Source organism: Halonotius terrestris (genome assembly GCF_006861665.1).
GTDB classification, from domain to species: Archaea; Halobacteriota; Halobacteria; order Halobacteriales; family Haloferacaceae; genus Halonotius; species Halonotius terrestris.
In genome coordinates, this window is the sequence record NZ_RKLU01000002.1 from 41,557 (window position 1) to 55,402 (window position 13,846).

The 13,846-nt window shown below is 63.6% G+C and carries 17 protein-coding genes and 1 tRNA gene; 10 read left to right on the plus strand and 8 right to left on the minus strand.

All coding sequences use genetic code 11. The annotated features are described in order from the left end of the window. Nucleotides 1–225: 225 nt before the first annotated feature. Nucleotides 226–1,029, minus strand: a complete 804-nt coding sequence (locus EGH24_RS03710; RefSeq protein WP_142978834.1) for an HD domain-containing protein — start codon at nt 1,027–1,029, stop codon at nt 226–228. A 96-nt stretch (nt 1,030–1,125) separates the two neighbouring features. On the opposite strand from EGH24_RS03710, the gene EGH24_RS03715 reads away from it, so the two are divergent. Beyond that, nucleotides 1,126–1,563 (plus strand): dCTP deaminase, encoded by a 438-nt coding sequence (locus EGH24_RS03715; protein ID WP_142978835.1) that lies wholly within the window; start codon nt 1,126–1,128, stop codon nt 1,561–1,563. A 33-nt stretch (nt 1,564–1,596) separates the two neighbouring features. On the opposite strand, the gene EGH24_RS03720 is transcribed toward EGH24_RS03715, so the two are convergent. Continuing rightward, a complete protein-coding gene (locus tag EGH24_RS03720; protein WP_142978836.1) occupies nt 1,597–2,073 on the minus strand; it encodes a redoxin domain-containing protein in 477 nt (158 codons plus the stop codon). A gap of 96 nt (nt 2,074–2,169) precedes the next feature. Here EGH24_RS03720 and EGH24_RS03725 point away from each other — a divergent pair, with 96 nt between their 5' ends. From EGH24_RS03725 to EGH24_RS03740, 4 genes are all read left to right on the plus strand, one after another. After that, complete coding sequence (locus tag EGH24_RS03725) at nt 2,170–2,427, plus strand: Sec-independent protein translocase subunit TatA/TatB (protein ID WP_142978837.1); 258 nt, start codon at nt 2,170–2,172, stop codon at nt 2,425–2,427. Nucleotides 2,428–2,467: 40 nt separating this feature from the next. Continuing rightward, nucleotides 2,468–2,540 (plus strand) — tRNA-Arg (locus EGH24_RS03730). 418 nt (nt 2,541–2,958) lie between these two features. Then, nucleotides 2,959–3,936 carry a transcription initiation factor IIB gene (locus tag EGH24_RS03735; RefSeq protein WP_142978838.1) on the plus strand — a complete coding sequence of 326 codons (978 nt, stop codon included), beginning with the start codon at nt 2,959–2,961 and terminating at the stop codon, nt 3,934–3,936. Nucleotides 3,937–4,047: 111 nt separating this feature from the next. Beyond that, entirely contained in the window at nt 4,048–4,290 is a 243-nt protein-coding gene (locus EGH24_RS03740) for a UPF0058 family protein (protein ID WP_142978839.1), read from the plus strand. 105 nt (nt 4,291–4,395) lie between these two features. Here EGH24_RS03740 and EGH24_RS03745 read toward each other — a convergent pair whose 3' ends face one another. Then, on the minus strand, nt 4,396–4,911 hold the full coding sequence (locus tag EGH24_RS03745) for an MOSC domain-containing protein (RefSeq protein WP_142978840.1): 516 nt from the start codon (nt 4,909–4,911) through the stop codon (nt 4,396–4,398). Nucleotides 4,912–4,996: 85 nt separating this feature from the next. Between EGH24_RS03745 and EGH24_RS03750 the strand changes: the two genes are divergently transcribed. The 3 genes from EGH24_RS03750 (at nt 4,997) to EGH24_RS03755 (ending at nt 6,230) form a co-directional block, all read left to right on the plus strand. After that, nucleotides 4,997–5,737 carry a ThuA domain-containing protein gene (locus EGH24_RS03750; RefSeq protein ID WP_142978841.1) on the plus strand — a complete coding sequence of 247 codons (741 nt, stop codon included), beginning with the start codon at nt 4,997–4,999 and terminating at the stop codon, nt 5,735–5,737. A 70-nt stretch (nt 5,738–5,807) separates the two neighbouring features. Then, nucleotides 5,808–5,936 carry a hypothetical protein gene (locus tag EGH24_RS15750; RefSeq protein ID WP_281284926.1) on the plus strand — a complete coding sequence of 43 codons (129 nt, stop codon included), beginning with the start codon at nt 5,808–5,810 and terminating at the stop codon, nt 5,934–5,936. 75 nt (nt 5,937–6,011) lie between these two features. Continuing rightward, a complete protein-coding gene (locus EGH24_RS03755; RefSeq protein ID WP_142978842.1) occupies nt 6,012–6,230 on the plus strand; it encodes a hypothetical protein in 219 nt (72 codons plus the stop codon). 16 nt (nt 6,231–6,246) lie between these two features. On the opposite strand, the gene EGH24_RS03760 is transcribed toward EGH24_RS03755, so the two are convergent. Continuing rightward, the gene (locus tag EGH24_RS03760; protein ID WP_142978843.1) at nt 6,247–7,107 is read right to left on the minus strand and encodes a hypothetical protein; all 861 of its coding nucleotides are present in this window, start codon (nt 7,105–7,107) and stop codon (nt 6,247–6,249) included. Nucleotides 7,108–7,438: 331 nt separating this feature from the next. On the opposite strand from EGH24_RS03760, the gene EGH24_RS03765 reads away from it, so the two are divergent. After that, complete coding sequence (locus EGH24_RS03765; RefSeq protein ID WP_142978844.1) at nt 7,439–8,104, plus strand: 2,5-diamino-6-(ribosylamino)-4(3H)-pyrimidinone 5'-phosphate reductase; 666 nt, start codon at nt 7,439–7,441, stop codon at nt 8,102–8,104. Nucleotides 8,105–8,174: 70 nt separating this feature from the next. Next, nucleotides 8,175–8,507: a thioredoxin gene (trxA, locus tag EGH24_RS03770; RefSeq protein ID WP_142978845.1), complete on the plus strand. Its 333-nt coding sequence runs from the start codon at nt 8,175–8,177 to the stop codon at nt 8,505–8,507. 97 nt (nt 8,508–8,604) lie between these two features. Here the strand turns inward: trxA and EGH24_RS03775 are convergent, their stop codons facing one another. From EGH24_RS03775 to sucC, 4 genes are all read right to left on the minus strand, one after another. Continuing rightward, the gene (locus EGH24_RS03775; RefSeq protein ID WP_221886706.1) at nt 8,605–11,115 is read right to left on the minus strand and encodes an ATP-dependent DNA helicase; all 2,511 of its coding nucleotides are present in this window, start codon (nt 11,113–11,115) and stop codon (nt 8,605–8,607) included. A 44-nt stretch (nt 11,116–11,159) separates the two neighbouring features. Beyond that, a complete protein-coding gene (locus EGH24_RS03780; protein WP_142978846.1) occupies nt 11,160–11,669 on the minus strand; it encodes a hypothetical protein in 510 nt (169 codons plus the stop codon). A gap of 122 nt (nt 11,670–11,791) precedes the next feature. After that, nucleotides 11,792–12,664, minus strand: a complete 873-nt coding sequence (sucD, locus tag EGH24_RS03785) for a succinate--CoA ligase subunit alpha (RefSeq protein WP_142978847.1) — start codon at nt 12,662–12,664, stop codon at nt 11,792–11,794. Then, nucleotides 12,661–13,806 carry an ADP-forming succinate--CoA ligase subunit beta gene (sucC, locus tag EGH24_RS03790; RefSeq protein WP_142978848.1) on the minus strand — a complete coding sequence of 382 codons (1,146 nt, stop codon included), beginning with the start codon at nt 13,804–13,806 and terminating at the stop codon, nt 12,661–12,663. The genes sucD and sucC overlap by 4 nt, the downstream gene beginning before the upstream one ends. Nucleotides 13,807–13,846: the final 40 nt, after the last annotated feature.

The following is a 13,846-nucleotide window of genomic DNA, read 5'->3' on the forward strand; positions in this document are numbered from 1 at the left end:
TGTGAGTTGGTCGCCGTTTCGGCCGATTCAGTCTCCTGTGGCCGTTCTGCCGTCGATTCTGATTTCGACGTCGCTGACGGTAGCAGTGGTTTGACTGCCGGGAGCGGCGTATCGAACGGTAGCTTCGCAGTGAGGCGGCTCCAGTCGAGTGAGGGTGAGCGATCCGACATGCGCCGAAGGGGTCGTCGCTCGGAATCATATATATAAATCTCCGGCGCGGTCGCGTTAGAGTTCGATCCGTTCGACCAACGAGTCGTCGCCTTTCGTGTTGAGGGCGACGATGCGAACGTGGTCTTCGAGTAGCGAGTCCTCCAGCTTCGCTTTCAGGAGGTTATCGACCTGATAGACGCCGGCGGCGTTGATCATCTCGATTTCGACTAAGACGGGTCTGTCTTCGCCTTCTTTGAGCCGGACTTCCTCGATGGCCTGACTCGAGATTGTGTTGATCCCGCGGCCGCCGTGCTCGTAGGGGATGCGTGAGCGACCGCGCTCCATGTCGAGACCGTCGGCGATCCGGATGATGCCGGCTTCCGTCGTCAGCGGTGTCTCCTCGGTATGATGACAGAGAATCGCGTGGAGTACTTCGGCTTTCACGCGAACCGCGGTATCGACGCTGTAGCGATCCATCAGGATCCGGTCGAGTACGTCGGCCGCAAGCGGGATTGAGTAATAGGAGTGGTCGTGGCGGTGGACGACGTGGCCGATGTCGTGGAGTGTTGCTGCCAGTAGGATGATAACTGGCTCGAAAGATTCATCGAGCCCCTGATCGCTCGCGCCGTTGAACGCGACGCCGCCGCGTTTGAGCAGTTCGTAGAGCCGGAGGGCGCGATTGCGGACGATTTCGATGTGTTTCGGGCCGTGGTCACTGTACCGGAGTCGCGTGACGGCGTTGACGTTCTGGGCTTCGAGGTAGGTCGTGATCTCAGGATCCGCGGTGATGACCGGCAGGAGTTCGTTGAGCCGGTCGTCGGGGAAGGAGTGGTCGGCATCCGGGTCGTACTCGCGGGTGCCGTTGGGCGTACTCGTCATTCGGTTGGTGTACTGCCCCGACTGGGAAAAAGACACACGACGGTCGGAGCCGCGTTCGAGCCTATCTATTTGTACCGAACCGTCCACAGACCGCACATGCCAGCGGTCGATCTCACGACGTTCGTCGATGGTATCGTTCACGAGCCGACACAGACCGACGGCTCGGGGCTGGATCTCACCGTCAGCGAGGTCTACGAGGTGACGGCTCCCGGCCGCGTCGATTTCGGCGGCGGCGAGCTGGAATCTGCTGACACCGAACCACATCCGACCGCCAAACGCAATCCGGATGACGACTACGAGTGGTGGACCCTTGAGGCCGGTCAGTATCTGATCGAATACAACGAGACGTTGTCACCACCGGAGGACGTAACGCTCGTCGTCCAGACCCGCGACGAATTGCTGGCCCGCGGTGCGTTCCATCCGACCCTCCACACGCAGGATCTCGACCGCGTCCCGCTGAGCGTCGCTGGGGCCGGCCTCAAGCTCAAAGAGAACGCCCGGGTTTCGACGATCCGTCGCGCCGAACGGTCGTAAGCAGTTGTCGGCAGGTCTCAATCGAACACCGGCTTACGCCACCGACTCGACCGCGTCGGCGACGGCGTCGTAATCGGGTTCTTGTCCGGGGTTGTCCGCGCGCCACGCGTAGCGGACGATGCCCTCGGTGTCGATGACGAACACTGCCCGCTGGGCGACCTCCGAGAGGCTGATGTGGTCCCACTCGTCGACGACATCGTAGGCGTCGATGATCGCGCCGTCGTTGTCGCTAACGAGGTCGAAACCGAGGTCGTGCTTATCGCGGAACTGACTGAGTGCGTAGGGGAGATCGGTACTAATCCCGAAGACGCGGGCATCGAGCTCGGTGAACTGTCCGAGTTCGTCGCGGAACGTACACAACTCTTCGGTACAGGTACTCGAAAACGCTGCCGGGAAGAAGGCTAAGACGACGGGACCGGTGCCGCGGCGGTTCGAGAGCCGGAACGGTTCGGTCTCCTCGCCGACGAGTGGGGCTGTGACATCAGGTGCGTCGTCGCCAACAGTGAGCATAGCTCCACTATCGGCGGGTTTGGCGTTGAAAGTATCGATCGCGTGACCCGTGCGGCGAGCAAAAGGCCTATATTCGCCACCGGGGTAGGTGTGGGTATGAGTAGCCTGCTTCCGTTGTTCGGCCCGGTCGGCCCAGAGATGCTCATCATCTTGCTCGTGTTAGTCCTGCTGTTCGGCGCGAACAAGATCCCGAAGCTCGCACGATCGACGGGCGAGGCGATGGGTGAGTTCAAGAAAGGCCGTGAGGAGATCGAACAGGAACTTAACGAGGCCGCCGATCCCGACGCTGAGCCGGTCGAGGACGTTTCGGAGCTCGACGACGAGGAACTCGAAACCGACACCGAGAAGAACTGAACGGCGACCGTACGGCGCAGGGCCGTCGCGCTTTTTTCCGGGGCATGTGGCCTAGTGGACAGGGCGAGCGGTTCCTAACTGCTCGATCGTGGGTTCGAATCCCACCATGCCCGTTCACTCCCGTTGGTCGGTCACGGGCATGGTTGACTCCCACTCGCTCACTGCGTTCGCTCGCGGGAGTCCCACCGTGCCCGTCATCTGCGAGCGACAGCGAGCAGTGACGGAACAGGATTCGAAGCAGGGAGGGCGCGCGCAGCGATAGCGAGCACGGCCGACTGCGATTCGACTTCCAATACCTCATATTCCGGACCGCCAGCGGGCGACGCCGTTATATTCGCTGAATTTTGAGCGTGTGAACCGTTACCGACGAGCAAACTGCTGCAAAACCGTGCGAGCGGGCTGGATTCGCCCCCCCGAGTATTGTGTTGTTCTGGTCACAACATTTATATGCGCTGAGAACAAAGGAAAGGTACGGACGCACCCCTCACCTGTCTTTCTTTCTCCGGGGACGGGCGCCTCCACCGCAAACCTATGAGCAACAGCACACCACGGCACCCCACCACCGTCAGTCGAGAGGAACAGACAGCCGACGAACACCAGCACGACGAGACCACGAGCTGTCCGGAGTGTAGCGGCCAGCTCATCACCGACGAGGAACACGGCGAAACCGTCTGTGTCGACTGCGGGCTGGTCGTCGAGAGCGACGAGATCGACCGCGGNCCGGAGTGGCGCGCNTTCGACNNCNNNGANCGNGACNNCAAGTCCCGCGTCGGCGCGCCGACGACGAAGATGATGCACGACAANGGGCTNTCGACGAACATCGGCTGGCAGGACAAGGACGCCTACGGCAANTCNCTNTCNAGNCGGCAGCGGCAGAAGATGCAGCGGCTCCGCACCTGGAACGAGCGNTTCCGNACNCGCGACAGCAAAGAGCGCAATCTCAAGCAAGCCCTCGGTGAGATTGACCGCATGGCGAGCGCGCTCGGACTGCCGGATGCTGTCCGCGAGACTGCGTCGGTCATCTACCGCCGCGCCCTCGACGAGGACCTCCTACCGGGACGCTCGATCGAAGGCGTCGCTACGGCCGCGCTCTATGCCGCCGCGCGGCAGCTGAACAACCCCCGCAGCCTCGATGAGTTCGCTGCGGTCGCCCGCGTCGAGAAGATGGAGATGACGCGGACCTACCGCTACATCGTCCGGGAACTCGGCCTCGAAGTCAAACCCGCCGACCCCGAGCAGTACGTCCCGCGGTTCGTCTCCCGGCTCGACCTCAACGAGGAAGTCGAACGCGAGGCGCGGATGCTGCTCCGGAACGCGAAGGAAGCTGCCGTCACCAGCGGGAAGTCGCCGGTCGGCCTCGCCGCCGCCGCGGTGTATGCGGCCGCGCTGTTGACGAACCAGAAAGTCACCCAGAGTCAGGTCGGCGAAGTCGCCGACATCTCCGAGGTGACGATCCGGAACCGCTACAAAGAGCTGCTGGAATTGGATCACGACGAACTCCTCCAGTAGACTCTCAGCCGCGGTGTCGCTCCTCTATCTATTGTGAACAATTGAGAACGACCTATGGTAACTTGTCTCAGGACACTACTATAACCCTCCAGTCGCTACCACTGAGTGCTCATGAAAAAGCAGGAGCTCATTCACCTACACGGCCTGCTTGCCGAGGTACGTACGCAGTGTGAAATGTGGGAAGGCGAATTCGACCTCACAGAGTACGAATCTCTTGGCATCAAGCCGACATCGATCCACAAGTCAAAGACCGATCACAAAGCAGCTGTTTTCGAACTCGCAAAAGGCATCACGTCCTCGATGGACGAGGCCACGTCCGAAGACGCCGAGCCGCTGGCGCCGAACGCGGACTAACACAGTTTCGTCGCTGTGTGCTGTTCTCAACTCCTGAGCAACAGCACTCGGTAGCAGGCTGAAAGCAGGCCACGCTGGCCGCGTGTCTGTACTTTCTCTTTCGGCCTATTCCGCTTCGTTTTCGAGCCGTGCGGCAATCTCGGCCCCGATACGCTGCGGGTCAGCTTCAACGATCTCGATCTCGTCGCCGACGGCGATTTTGCCGGGCGTCGTCACCGACGCACAAATCCCGCCGCGTTCATCGCCGAGCGCGCGGGCGACGCCCTCCTCGTCGGCGACCTCCTCGACGTGCGCACAGGGCGGTCGGGGGCGGGTCCCGCGAAGCTCGGCCTCGCCGATTCGTACCGTCGCGTCCAAGAGGTCGTCGAGATCGACACCGCGAGTGACGATGTTGCGGCGATGGCGACCGTCCCAGAGATCGATCCCATACTCCTCTCGAATCGTATCCAGTGCCTCACCGGCGACTAGCGTCACTTCACATACGTCGTACGGCGAATAGTACCCATTCCCACGGAGATAGCGGTCGCCGACGAGTCCACCTTCGACGGCTTCGATCTGCTCGCGGGGCTCCATCGGCTCGCCGGCATCGGGCGCGGTGTAGATGTCGACGACTTCGGCCATTGGTGTTCTATCGGGCTCGCCTGCCCTAAGTGCTCCCGCCCGCGCCGGCCCAAACGCTATGCGTCGCCGCCGACTCTGCGGTGGTATGACACAGGTCACCGTCTGGAACGAATACCGCCACGAGCGCGACAGCGACGTCGTCGCGGAGGTCTATCCCGACGGAATCCACGCCGTCATCGCCGACGCGCTCGAATCCGGCGGCTTCGACACACGGACGGCGACGCTCGACGAACCGGAGCACGGCCTGACCGAGGAAGTTCTTGATGACACTGACGTACTGACGTGGTGGGGCCACGCCGCCCACGACGAAGTCCGCGATGCGATCGTCGATCGCGTCCACGAGCGCGTCCTCGACGGCATGGGCTTGCTCGTGCTGCACTCGGGCCACTACTCGAAAATCTTCACCCGGCTCATGGGCACCTCCTGTTCGCTGAAATGGCGGGAATCCGCCGAGACTGAACGGCTCTGGGTCGTCGAACCCGGCCATCCGATCGCCGACGGCCTCGACGAGTATATCGAGATCGACGAGGCCGAGATGTACGGCGAGCGGTTCGACGTACCCGCCCCCGATACGCTCGTGTTCAACTCGTGGTTCGAGGGCGGCGAAGTCTTCCGCTCGGGCTGTTGTTATCGCCGCGGCAACGGGCGAATCTTCTACTTCCGACCGGGGCATGAAACGTATCCCGTCTATCACAACGACACTGTCCAGCAGGTGCTCCGCAACGCTGTGCGGTGGGCGGCTCCGGGTGACGGGCCGACCCCCGAGTTCGGGAACAGCGAGCCGATCGAGGAGATCGACCTGAGCGACGATCGGACGGTTCACTGAGCGACTGTGCGACAGCGCTGTCGTGCCCGCCGTCGTGGTAGCTAAGTGTGCGCCACCCCTATCGCGGACAATGAGTGCAGACGATGCCGACGCGGATCGACAGGCTGGCTTGCGGCTGATGTTCCTCCTCGGTGGGGTTGCGACGTTGATCTTCCTGCTGGGGTTTGTCGTCATTTACTATCTCAGCTACGGTGGATAGCCACCAGCCGGCACGTCGTGGGACCGCCGTGTGATGGGTCATTTTAAGACGTGGGCGGTGGTTACCCCGAGCAAGATGGCAAACGATCAGTCCGGCGGGGTCGTGCAATGGCTCGCGGAGTATCCGAACCTCAAGAGCATGCGGATCGGCGGCTTCGGGCTCATGTTCGTCCTCTTCGGTGCGATCCTTTTGCGGATCACCACCGGTGGGTTCACCGGGATGCAACTCTCGCTGATCGGGTTCGGCACGGTCATGTGTCTCTGGATCGCGTGGGCCGGCTGGTACACGTCGTAACCCCTCCTTCGGGCCGTTACTCGGGACTGTAGGTCTCGCCCGCTCGCTCGTCGGCGTCTTTCCGGCGGATCGCTGCCGACGCTTGGGCCGCATCGTAGCCGAACAGCACGTCCTTCGCGTAGGTGTCGGCCACTTCTGCGGCACCGATCAGTTTGTCGACGTCGACATCGACCGCGTAGAGTTCGACCGATAGCGGTGTCTCTGGTTCGGCCCCATCAAGATGATAGTCGCCACCCAACGCCGACCGGAAGCCGCGGACGAGGCTTTCGAGCCAGTAGGTCGTCCCGTAGTCGAGATCGTACAGCGGGACGACGAACTCGTCGACGTACTCGGTCAGGGCGTCGAGATCCAGCCCCGCCCGGCTGTAGAGGTGGCCCGGATAGGGGTCGGGATACAGCGTCAGATAGGTCCGACCGGGGATCCGCTCGCTGGCGGCGGCGACGAACTCGGTGATGACCGATGCGCGCCACGCCTCCCAGTCGTCAAACTCGCTGTCGGCGAACGCCGCCTCACAGCGGTCACAGTGGCAGTACCCCTCGCGTGGGAAGCCGACATCGTCCAGCCGCACGTCGTCGTTGGCGGCCGCACAGTCGGCGATGATCTCCAATAGGCCCTCGCGGTAGCCCTCATGGGTCGGGCAGATGTAGGACCAATCGAAGTACTTCCGATCGCGTGTCGCCGGCCGGCCCTCGCTGTCGACCGGTACCAGATCGGGGTCTTCGCCCGCGGCGGCGTTATCGCCGAAACAGGAGACCATGTTGATCGCGCCGCTGATCGGCTCGGAGGGGCGTCCGGCAACGTCTTTGACCTCGTAAAAACTTAGGTCGAATTCGTCCCACTCAGTCTCCGGTTCGTTGCGCGTGACGACCCCGTACATACGGCGTCGTTGCGGGCCGCCGTGGGTAAGTCGTTCGTTCCCAAGAGTTGGGACTCGGCGGTGGTGGCTAGACTGCGAAAAGGGTGTGTTCGCGGGCTATTCGTCGACTTCCACTTCGACGGGTTCGGTGTCTCCCGAGAAGAGGACGTATGCCAGTACGACAACCGCGAGGACGACGAGCAGTTTCGCTTTCTTCGACATACCCGTACCGACGGCTCGCCGGGTTATATGCTTTGCGTGGCATCTCGATTTCACCACCCCCGCTGTATCGCTATCGCTATCGCGCCGCCGTGACCGAAACACCGATGCCGACGGCTCCCGCAGTCCCCGTATGCACGTCGTCGTCAACGCCGCGATGAGCGTCGATGGCAAACTCGCCTCTCGCCGCCGCGAGCAACTCGCCATCAGCGGCCCCGAGGACTTCGACCGCGTCGACCGGGTTCGGGCGGCCGCGGACGGCGTCATGGTCGGTGTCGGGACCGTGCTGGCCGACGACCCCCACCTCACGCTTGATGTGACCGACCGCCGCGTCCAACGACAGCGACACGGCCGACCGGGCAATCCCGCCCGCGTCGTCGCCGACTCCACCGCACGCACGCCGCTGGATGCCCGCATCCTCGACGACGAGGCGACGACCTACGTCCTCGTTGTCGAGTCCGCGCCCGAGGAGCGGCGGACCGCGCTGGCCGACGCCGGAGCCGAGATGGTCGTCGCCGGCGACGACCGCGTCGATCTCGCGGCTGCGTTCGATCAGCTTGCCGACGAAGGCATAGAGCGACTGATGATCGAGGGCGGCGGCGAACTCATCTTTTCGGCGTTTGATGCTGGCCTCGTCGACGAACTGTCGGTTTTCGTCGGCTCCAAGATCATCGGCGGCCACGACGCGCCGACGCTCGCTGACGGTGAGGGGTTCGTCGAGGAGTACCCCGCGCTGACGCTCGATGACACCGAGCGACTGGACGACGGCGTGGTGTTGCGCTACACAGTTGACGGCTGAGCGGTGCGGTTGTGTGGGCTGTCAGCAACGCCCCTTCATGCTTATATGTAATGCTACCGAAGGAGGAAATATGAGCCAAGCAGCAACCGAGCCGATCCACGTCAAGGACAAAGACCACTTCGAGGAACTGATCGCGGCCAATAGCGTTGTGCTCGTCGACTACTACGCCGACTGGTGTGGGCCCTGTAAGATGCTGGCCCCGACGGTCGAAGAGCTGGCCGCCGAAACCGACGCTGCGGTCCTGAAAGTCGACATCGACGAACTCCAGGAACTGGCCGGCGAGAAAGGCATCCGGAGCGTCCCGACCATCGAGTTCTATCACAACGGCGAAGCCGCCGACCGCGTTGTCGGCGTGCAGGACAAAGCCGACCTGCAGGCAGCCCTCGACGAACTGAGCGGCTGAACGACTGAGCCACGTCGGATCGGTATCGGTCACTGATCCCCGGGTTGCCCCGGGATCACATGCTGCTATTTTGTTCCGTGTTATCATACAGCCAGCTTCAGTCCCAGAACCGCTCGAACTGGCTATCGAGGTATTCGGGTGTTAGCCGCTGGAACTCCGCGCGCTCTTGGTCGGGAAAGAACGGCGCGACCGACCGCGGCTTGTCGGGGAGGTATCGCTCGCCGACGAGGATTCGGACGCCACGCTCCTCCGGGCCGCGCAGGACGCGGCCGATGGCCTGCCGCACTTGCCGGACGGCCGGGACTGTCAGCGCGTAGTCGAAGGCGTTGTCGCGGCCGAAGCGGTCGCCGTAGGCGTGGCGCACGGCCTGCACGCGCGGCGAGCCGATGTTGACGAGCGGGATGCCGAAGACTGCGCAGGTGTGTAGCTCGTCACCCTCGTAGTCGACGCCCTCGGTCAGCGTCCCGCGCGTGCTCGTCACCAACACTGCGTGGTCGTCGTCGACGAACCCTTCTCGGAGGTCGTGAGTCGTCTCGTGGCTTGAGGACTCGTCGAGATAGACCGGTTTGTCGATCTCCTCGCGCAGCCGCCCGGCCGCCCATTTTGCCTCCGCATAGTTCGGATAGCACAGTAGGATGTTGCCGTGACTGCGGGCGATTTCGCGGGCGACGTAGGCGTAGCGGTCCCGAGTCGCGTTGTCCGGCCCCCCAGTATCGCCGCGGTTCCGCGCGGTGAACGGCTCCACGTCGACGATCCAGCTTTCGCGGTTGGCGACCGGAAATTGGAGGTCGTAGCTGCGGCGGTCGACGCGGCGGGCCGGTCGGTCGTCGCCGTCACCGCCTGTGCTGCTGCCTGCTGCCACCGACGCTAGCCCGCTGACCGCTTCAAATACGTCAAGCGGTTCCAGCGTCGCGCTCATCAGCACGCCGCCGCCGAACTCGCCGAGGATCTCGCCGACCTGTTCGGCGGGAATACAATTATACATCACCAGCGACGCGTTGTAGGCGGTACGCCACGGCTGCTCGGGGTTCCGATGGTCGGCGTCGGTCGGATCCAGCGTGATCTCCCGGAAGAACGCGGTGTGATCGCGCGTCCACCACTGGCCGAACCGCGCGCCGACGGCGGTGCAGACGCAGTCGCGGTCGATCCCAAGCTGGCTGAGTGCGTCTTCGACCGCGCTGCCGATTTTGCCGAGCGTCCGGAAAACGTCGCCGTCGTAGCCCGCGTTTTCGGCCCACTCGGTGAAGGCATCTCGTTCGTCGGTTTCGGGATCGCGGAGTTCGATCTCGATGCCCTCGTCCGGGAGTTCGTCGAAATAGCCGGCCGCGTAGCCGTCGAACCGCTCGGCGAGGGTGCGGTCGACGTACTCATCGAGCCACTGGATCGCCTCGCCGTAGAACGTCTGGGCCTGCTCGACTGCCTCATACGGCACGTCGTGTTCGGCGAGGTGATTTTCGACCAATTCCTTGTTGTCAGGATGCTGGCTGGCCCGATCAAGCAGTTCGCCGAGGTCGCGCTGGGCCTGTTTGAGCGTCACGCGGCCGACCGTGTCGCTGACGAGATCTCGGACGCGTTCCTCGATCCGGTGGGCCTCGTCGAGAATCACCAGTGTGCGCTCGTCGAGGATCGGCTCCGTGAGGTTGCGGGTGCGGCTGTCGAAGAGGTGATTGTAGTTGCCGATGACGACATCCGCGTGTTCCAGTAGGACGCCCATCGCGCGATGGGGGCAGGTCCCCGCCTCAACTGACGCCGGGAGAAATTCCTCGGTCGAGAGCACGTGATCGACGCCCTGCTCGAAGCCGACGGGCGAGCCTTTGTCGCGGGCGTACCAGTCGGCTTCGAACGGACAGTACAGCGGTGTCGACTCGCCCTCGGTCATCGCTTCGGGTGCGGCCGGCTGGGCGGTGCCGTAGGGCGCGCTCGCGCCGGCCGTTTCCAACGGCGTGGCGTCGTTGTCGCCGCCGGACTGCTGAGCCGCGCGGAGGTCCTGTTGGGCCGTCCGCACGAGTTCCAGCGCGCGCTCGGTGTCCCACCACTGTTCGGTATCCTCGCGGCCGGCCGTAAGGCGCGCGGCGGGCTCGGGCGCGTCCGACTCGTCGTCGGCGACCGCGCCAGCAACGCTGCCGAGCAGCTGTGTTGTCATCGACGTTTGGGTCGTCGTCCCGCCCGCGCCGTCGTTGTCGTCAGCGCGAATGAGGTCGGCCGTCGAATCGCGGAGGTCTTCACACCGGTCGTGGACGCTCGAATCGGCCGGGAACAGACCCTCGCGGCCGTATGGACAGAGATCGGTTTTGCCGACGAGGGCGACGCCGGCGAGCGGCTCGTCGATACCGCGGTTGATGGTTCGAAGGTCGTCGATGAACTGCTGGCGTTGCTGTTTGACCGGCGTGGCGACGAAGACGTTGTCGAAGGTATCGGTTTCTCGAAGCAGGGTCGCCGCGGCGGTGAGGGCAGCCATCGTTTTCCCGGTCCCGCAGGGCCCTTCCATGGCGAGGTAGCCGCGGTCGCCGACGGTCTCGATGGCTGTTTCGATGGCGTCGGCTTGGTTTTCGTACGGCGAGTCGAAGCCGAAATACGGCTCCCAGTCCGCCGACTCCTCGGTGGCCACGCCCTGCGTTCAGCCCCCATCGGATTTATATTCTCGGTACTGACTCAGGGGCGGAGTGAATCGACGAACTGGTGCGGGAAGGGATCAGTGCCGGTGAGAACGGTCATCTCGTTCGTTGTCGTCGACACGACTTCGGCAGCGTCGAAGTGGTGTTCGATCTTGTTTTGGACGGAGTTGGCAAACCGGAACTCGTCGTGGCTGACGATCATCCGGAAGCCGTAGAAGACGGTCATCGGGTAGGCGTCATGATCCGGCGTCATCACCTCGGCGAAAAAACCCGCGGTGACGCGGTCGCCGAACTCGGATTTGAGTTGGTAGACTGGCTGAACGATGTTTTTCGCCGTGACCATCCCGGCTCCCTTGAGATTCGTCGGATCGCACTGTTTGGCGATTTTGATGCCGCGGGACGCCGGGATCAGATCGGCGTGATGATCGAGCGGGGAACAGCGGACGCGATGACTGGTGACTTGGCAGTCCTGTGGGATGCCCTCGCCGCCGAAGGCGATTTCCACCGGACATGGGTCCGCGTCGCCACCCTTGGCTTCCGCTGCCATGGTATAGTGTCAGTCGGTTGTACTAAAAAGCGTATCTGACGATATCTGACAAATTTTTCCGGTTCGGATTCGAAACCGGCTGTTTAGGATAGTTACTCCCGAAAATCGACTGCGGCTCGGGCTTAGAGGAAGTCTTCGATCGACTCGGCGACCTCGCCGGGCGTGTCGGCGACCGGGACGCCGGCGTCGTTGAGCGCGNTNATCTTCGANTCGGCNGTNCCGGTGCCGNNGCCACCNGANACGATGGCGCCNGCGTGGCCCATCCGCTTGCCCGGCGGGGCGGTNCGTCCGGCGATGAAGCCGGCGACCGGCGTGTCCATGTACTCGGCGATGTAGGCGGCGGCGTCCTCCTCGTCCTCACCGCCGATCTCGCCACACATCGCGACCGCCTTCGTCTCGGGGTCGTTCTCGAAGTACTCCAGCGCGTCGACGAAGTCCGTGCCGATGATCGGGTCGCCGCCGATGCCGACCGCGGTGGTCTGGCCGATNCCNCGNTNGGTNAGNTTNNNNACGACNTGNTANGTCAGGGTNCCNGANCGGGAGACGAGCCCNACGTNACCNNCNNCGAAGATGTTGCCCGGCAGGATNCCGAGNTTNGCCTCNCCNGGCGTGATGATNCCCGGGCAGTTCGGCCCGATGAGGTTCGTGTCGACCTCGGAGAGCCGCTTGTTCACCTTCGCCATGTCCTGGGTGGGGATGCCTTCGGTGATGGCGACAACGAGATCGAGGTCGGTATCGAGGGCTTCGAAGACCGCGTCGCCGGCAAAGGCTGGCGGGACGAAGACGACCGAGGCGTTCGCGTCCTCGGCGTCGACGGCCTCGTCGACCGTGTCGTAGACCGGGACGCCGGCGACCTCTTGGCCGCCCTTGCCCGGTACCGCGCCGGCGACGACGTTGGTGCCGTACTCCAGCATCTGCTCGGTGTGGAACTTCCCTTCGCCGCCGGTGATGCCCTGCACGACGACGCGGGTGTCATTATCGACAAAAACGCTCATTGGGCCACCTCCTCGGCGTTTTTGACCGCACGTTGGACAGCATCCTCAAGCGTTGCTTCGACCNGCACGAGGTCNGTGTTGAGGATNTCCATNCCCTCCTCGGCGTTGGTGCCGGCGAGGCGGACNACGACCNNNTTCGGAATCTCGTCGAANNNNTCGAGNGCNTCGTTGATCCCCTTNGCNACCTCGTCNCCNCGGGTGATACCGCCGAAGATGTTGAACACGACCGAATCGACGTTCTCGTCGGAGAACACCATGTCGAGNGCGTTNNCGANNCGNTCGGCCTTCGCGCCNCCGCCGANNTCGAGGAAGTTNGCGGGCNNGCCGCCGNAGTAGTCNACNAGGTCGAGCGTCGNCATCACGAGNCCCGCNCCGTTGCCGATGATGCCNNNGTTGCCNGANAGGCGNACGTAGTCGAAGCCGTACTCGNNNGCCTTGNNNTCGAGNTCGTTCTGGTAGGAGTCCTCTTCCATCTCGGCGAGATCCTGCTGGCGGAAGAGGGCGTCCTCGTCGATGTTCATGACCGCGTCGGCGGCGATCACGTCGTCGTCGCTGGTGATCATCACGGGGTTGATCTCGATGTCGCTGGCGTCGTTGGCCTCATAGAGGTCGTAGAGCGTCGAGAGGATCGAGGACACCTCGCGGGCGTACTCGGCGGGGACACCGGCGTCGTAGACGACCTTGCGCGCTTGGTAGGGGTGCAGCCCGAAGGCGGGGTCGATGTGCTCTTGGGCGATGGCCTCGGGGTCTTCCTCGGCGACGGCCTCGATGTCGACGCCGCCGCGCGTCGAGACCATGGCGACGGGTTCGCCCTCGCCGCGGTCCATCGTCACGCCGACGTAGTACTCGTCGTCGAAGTCGACGCCCTGTTCGACGAGCACGCGGTCGACGGTGTAGCCCTTGAGGTCCATCCCGAGGATGGATTCGGCGGCCTCGCGGGCCTCCTCGCGGCTCGTTGCGATCTTGATACCGCCGGCCTTCCCGCGACCGCCGACGTGGACCTGGGCCTTGACGGCCGCCGGGTAGCCGATCTCGTCGACGGCGTCGAGGACGCCCTCGACGCTGTCGGCAAGTTGTGATTCCGGTACCGGAATCCCAGCTTCTGCGAAAATCTCCTTCGCTTGATACTCGTGAAGTCTCATACGTCCATACCCCGGCGGGACGGACGCTTAAAACCGTCCA

What these genes read in the sequence shown, in the direction of transcription:
- EGH24_RS15750 (WP_281284926.1), top strand. Translation starts at nt 5,808, where the DNA reads ATGAGTGCAGACGATGCCGACGCGGATCGACAGGCTGGCTTGCGGCTG.
- EGH24_RS03755 (WP_142978842.1), top strand. Translation starts at nt 6,012, where the DNA reads ATGGCAAACGATCAGTCCGGCGGGGTCGTGCAATGGCTCGCGGAGTAT.
- EGH24_RS03745 (WP_142978840.1), bottom strand. Translation starts at nt 4,911, where the DNA reads ATGGCCGAAGTCGTCGACATCTACACCGCGCCCGATGCCGGCGAGCCG.
- EGH24_RS03780 (WP_142978846.1), bottom strand. Translation starts at nt 11,669, where the DNA reads ATGGCAGCGGAAGCCAAGGGTGGCGACGCGGACCCATGTCCGGTGGAA.
- EGH24_RS03750 (WP_142978841.1), top strand. Translation starts at nt 4,997, where the DNA reads ATGACACAGGTCACCGTCTGGAACGAATACCGCCACGAGCGCGACAGC.
- EGH24_RS03715 (WP_142978835.1), top strand. Translation starts at nt 1,126, where the DNA reads ATGCCAGCGGTCGATCTCACGACGTTCGTCGATGGTATCGTTCACGAG.
- EGH24_RS03765 (WP_142978844.1), top strand. Translation starts at nt 7,439, where the DNA reads ATGCACGTCGTCGTCAACGCCGCGATGAGCGTCGATGGCAAACTCGCC.
- EGH24_RS03760 (WP_142978843.1), bottom strand. Translation starts at nt 7,107, where the DNA reads ATGTACGGGGTCGTCACGCGCAACGAACCGGAGACTGAGTGGGACGAA.
- trxA (WP_142978845.1), top strand. Translation starts at nt 8,175, where the DNA reads ATGAGCCAAGCAGCAACCGAGCCGATCCACGTCAAGGACAAAGACCAC.
- EGH24_RS03725 (WP_142978837.1), top strand. Translation starts at nt 2,170, where the DNA reads ATGAGTAGCCTGCTTCCGTTGTTCGGCCCGGTCGGCCCAGAGATGCTC.
- EGH24_RS03710 (WP_142978834.1), bottom strand. Translation starts at nt 1,029, where the DNA reads ATGACGAGTACGCCCAACGGCACCCGCGAGTACGACCCGGATGCCGAC.
- EGH24_RS03740 (WP_142978839.1), top strand. Translation starts at nt 4,048, where the DNA reads ATGAAAAAGCAGGAGCTCATTCACCTACACGGCCTGCTTGCCGAGGTA.
- EGH24_RS03720 (WP_142978836.1), bottom strand. Translation starts at nt 2,073, where the DNA reads ATGCTCACTGTTGGCGACGACGCACCTGATGTCACAGCCCCACTCGTC.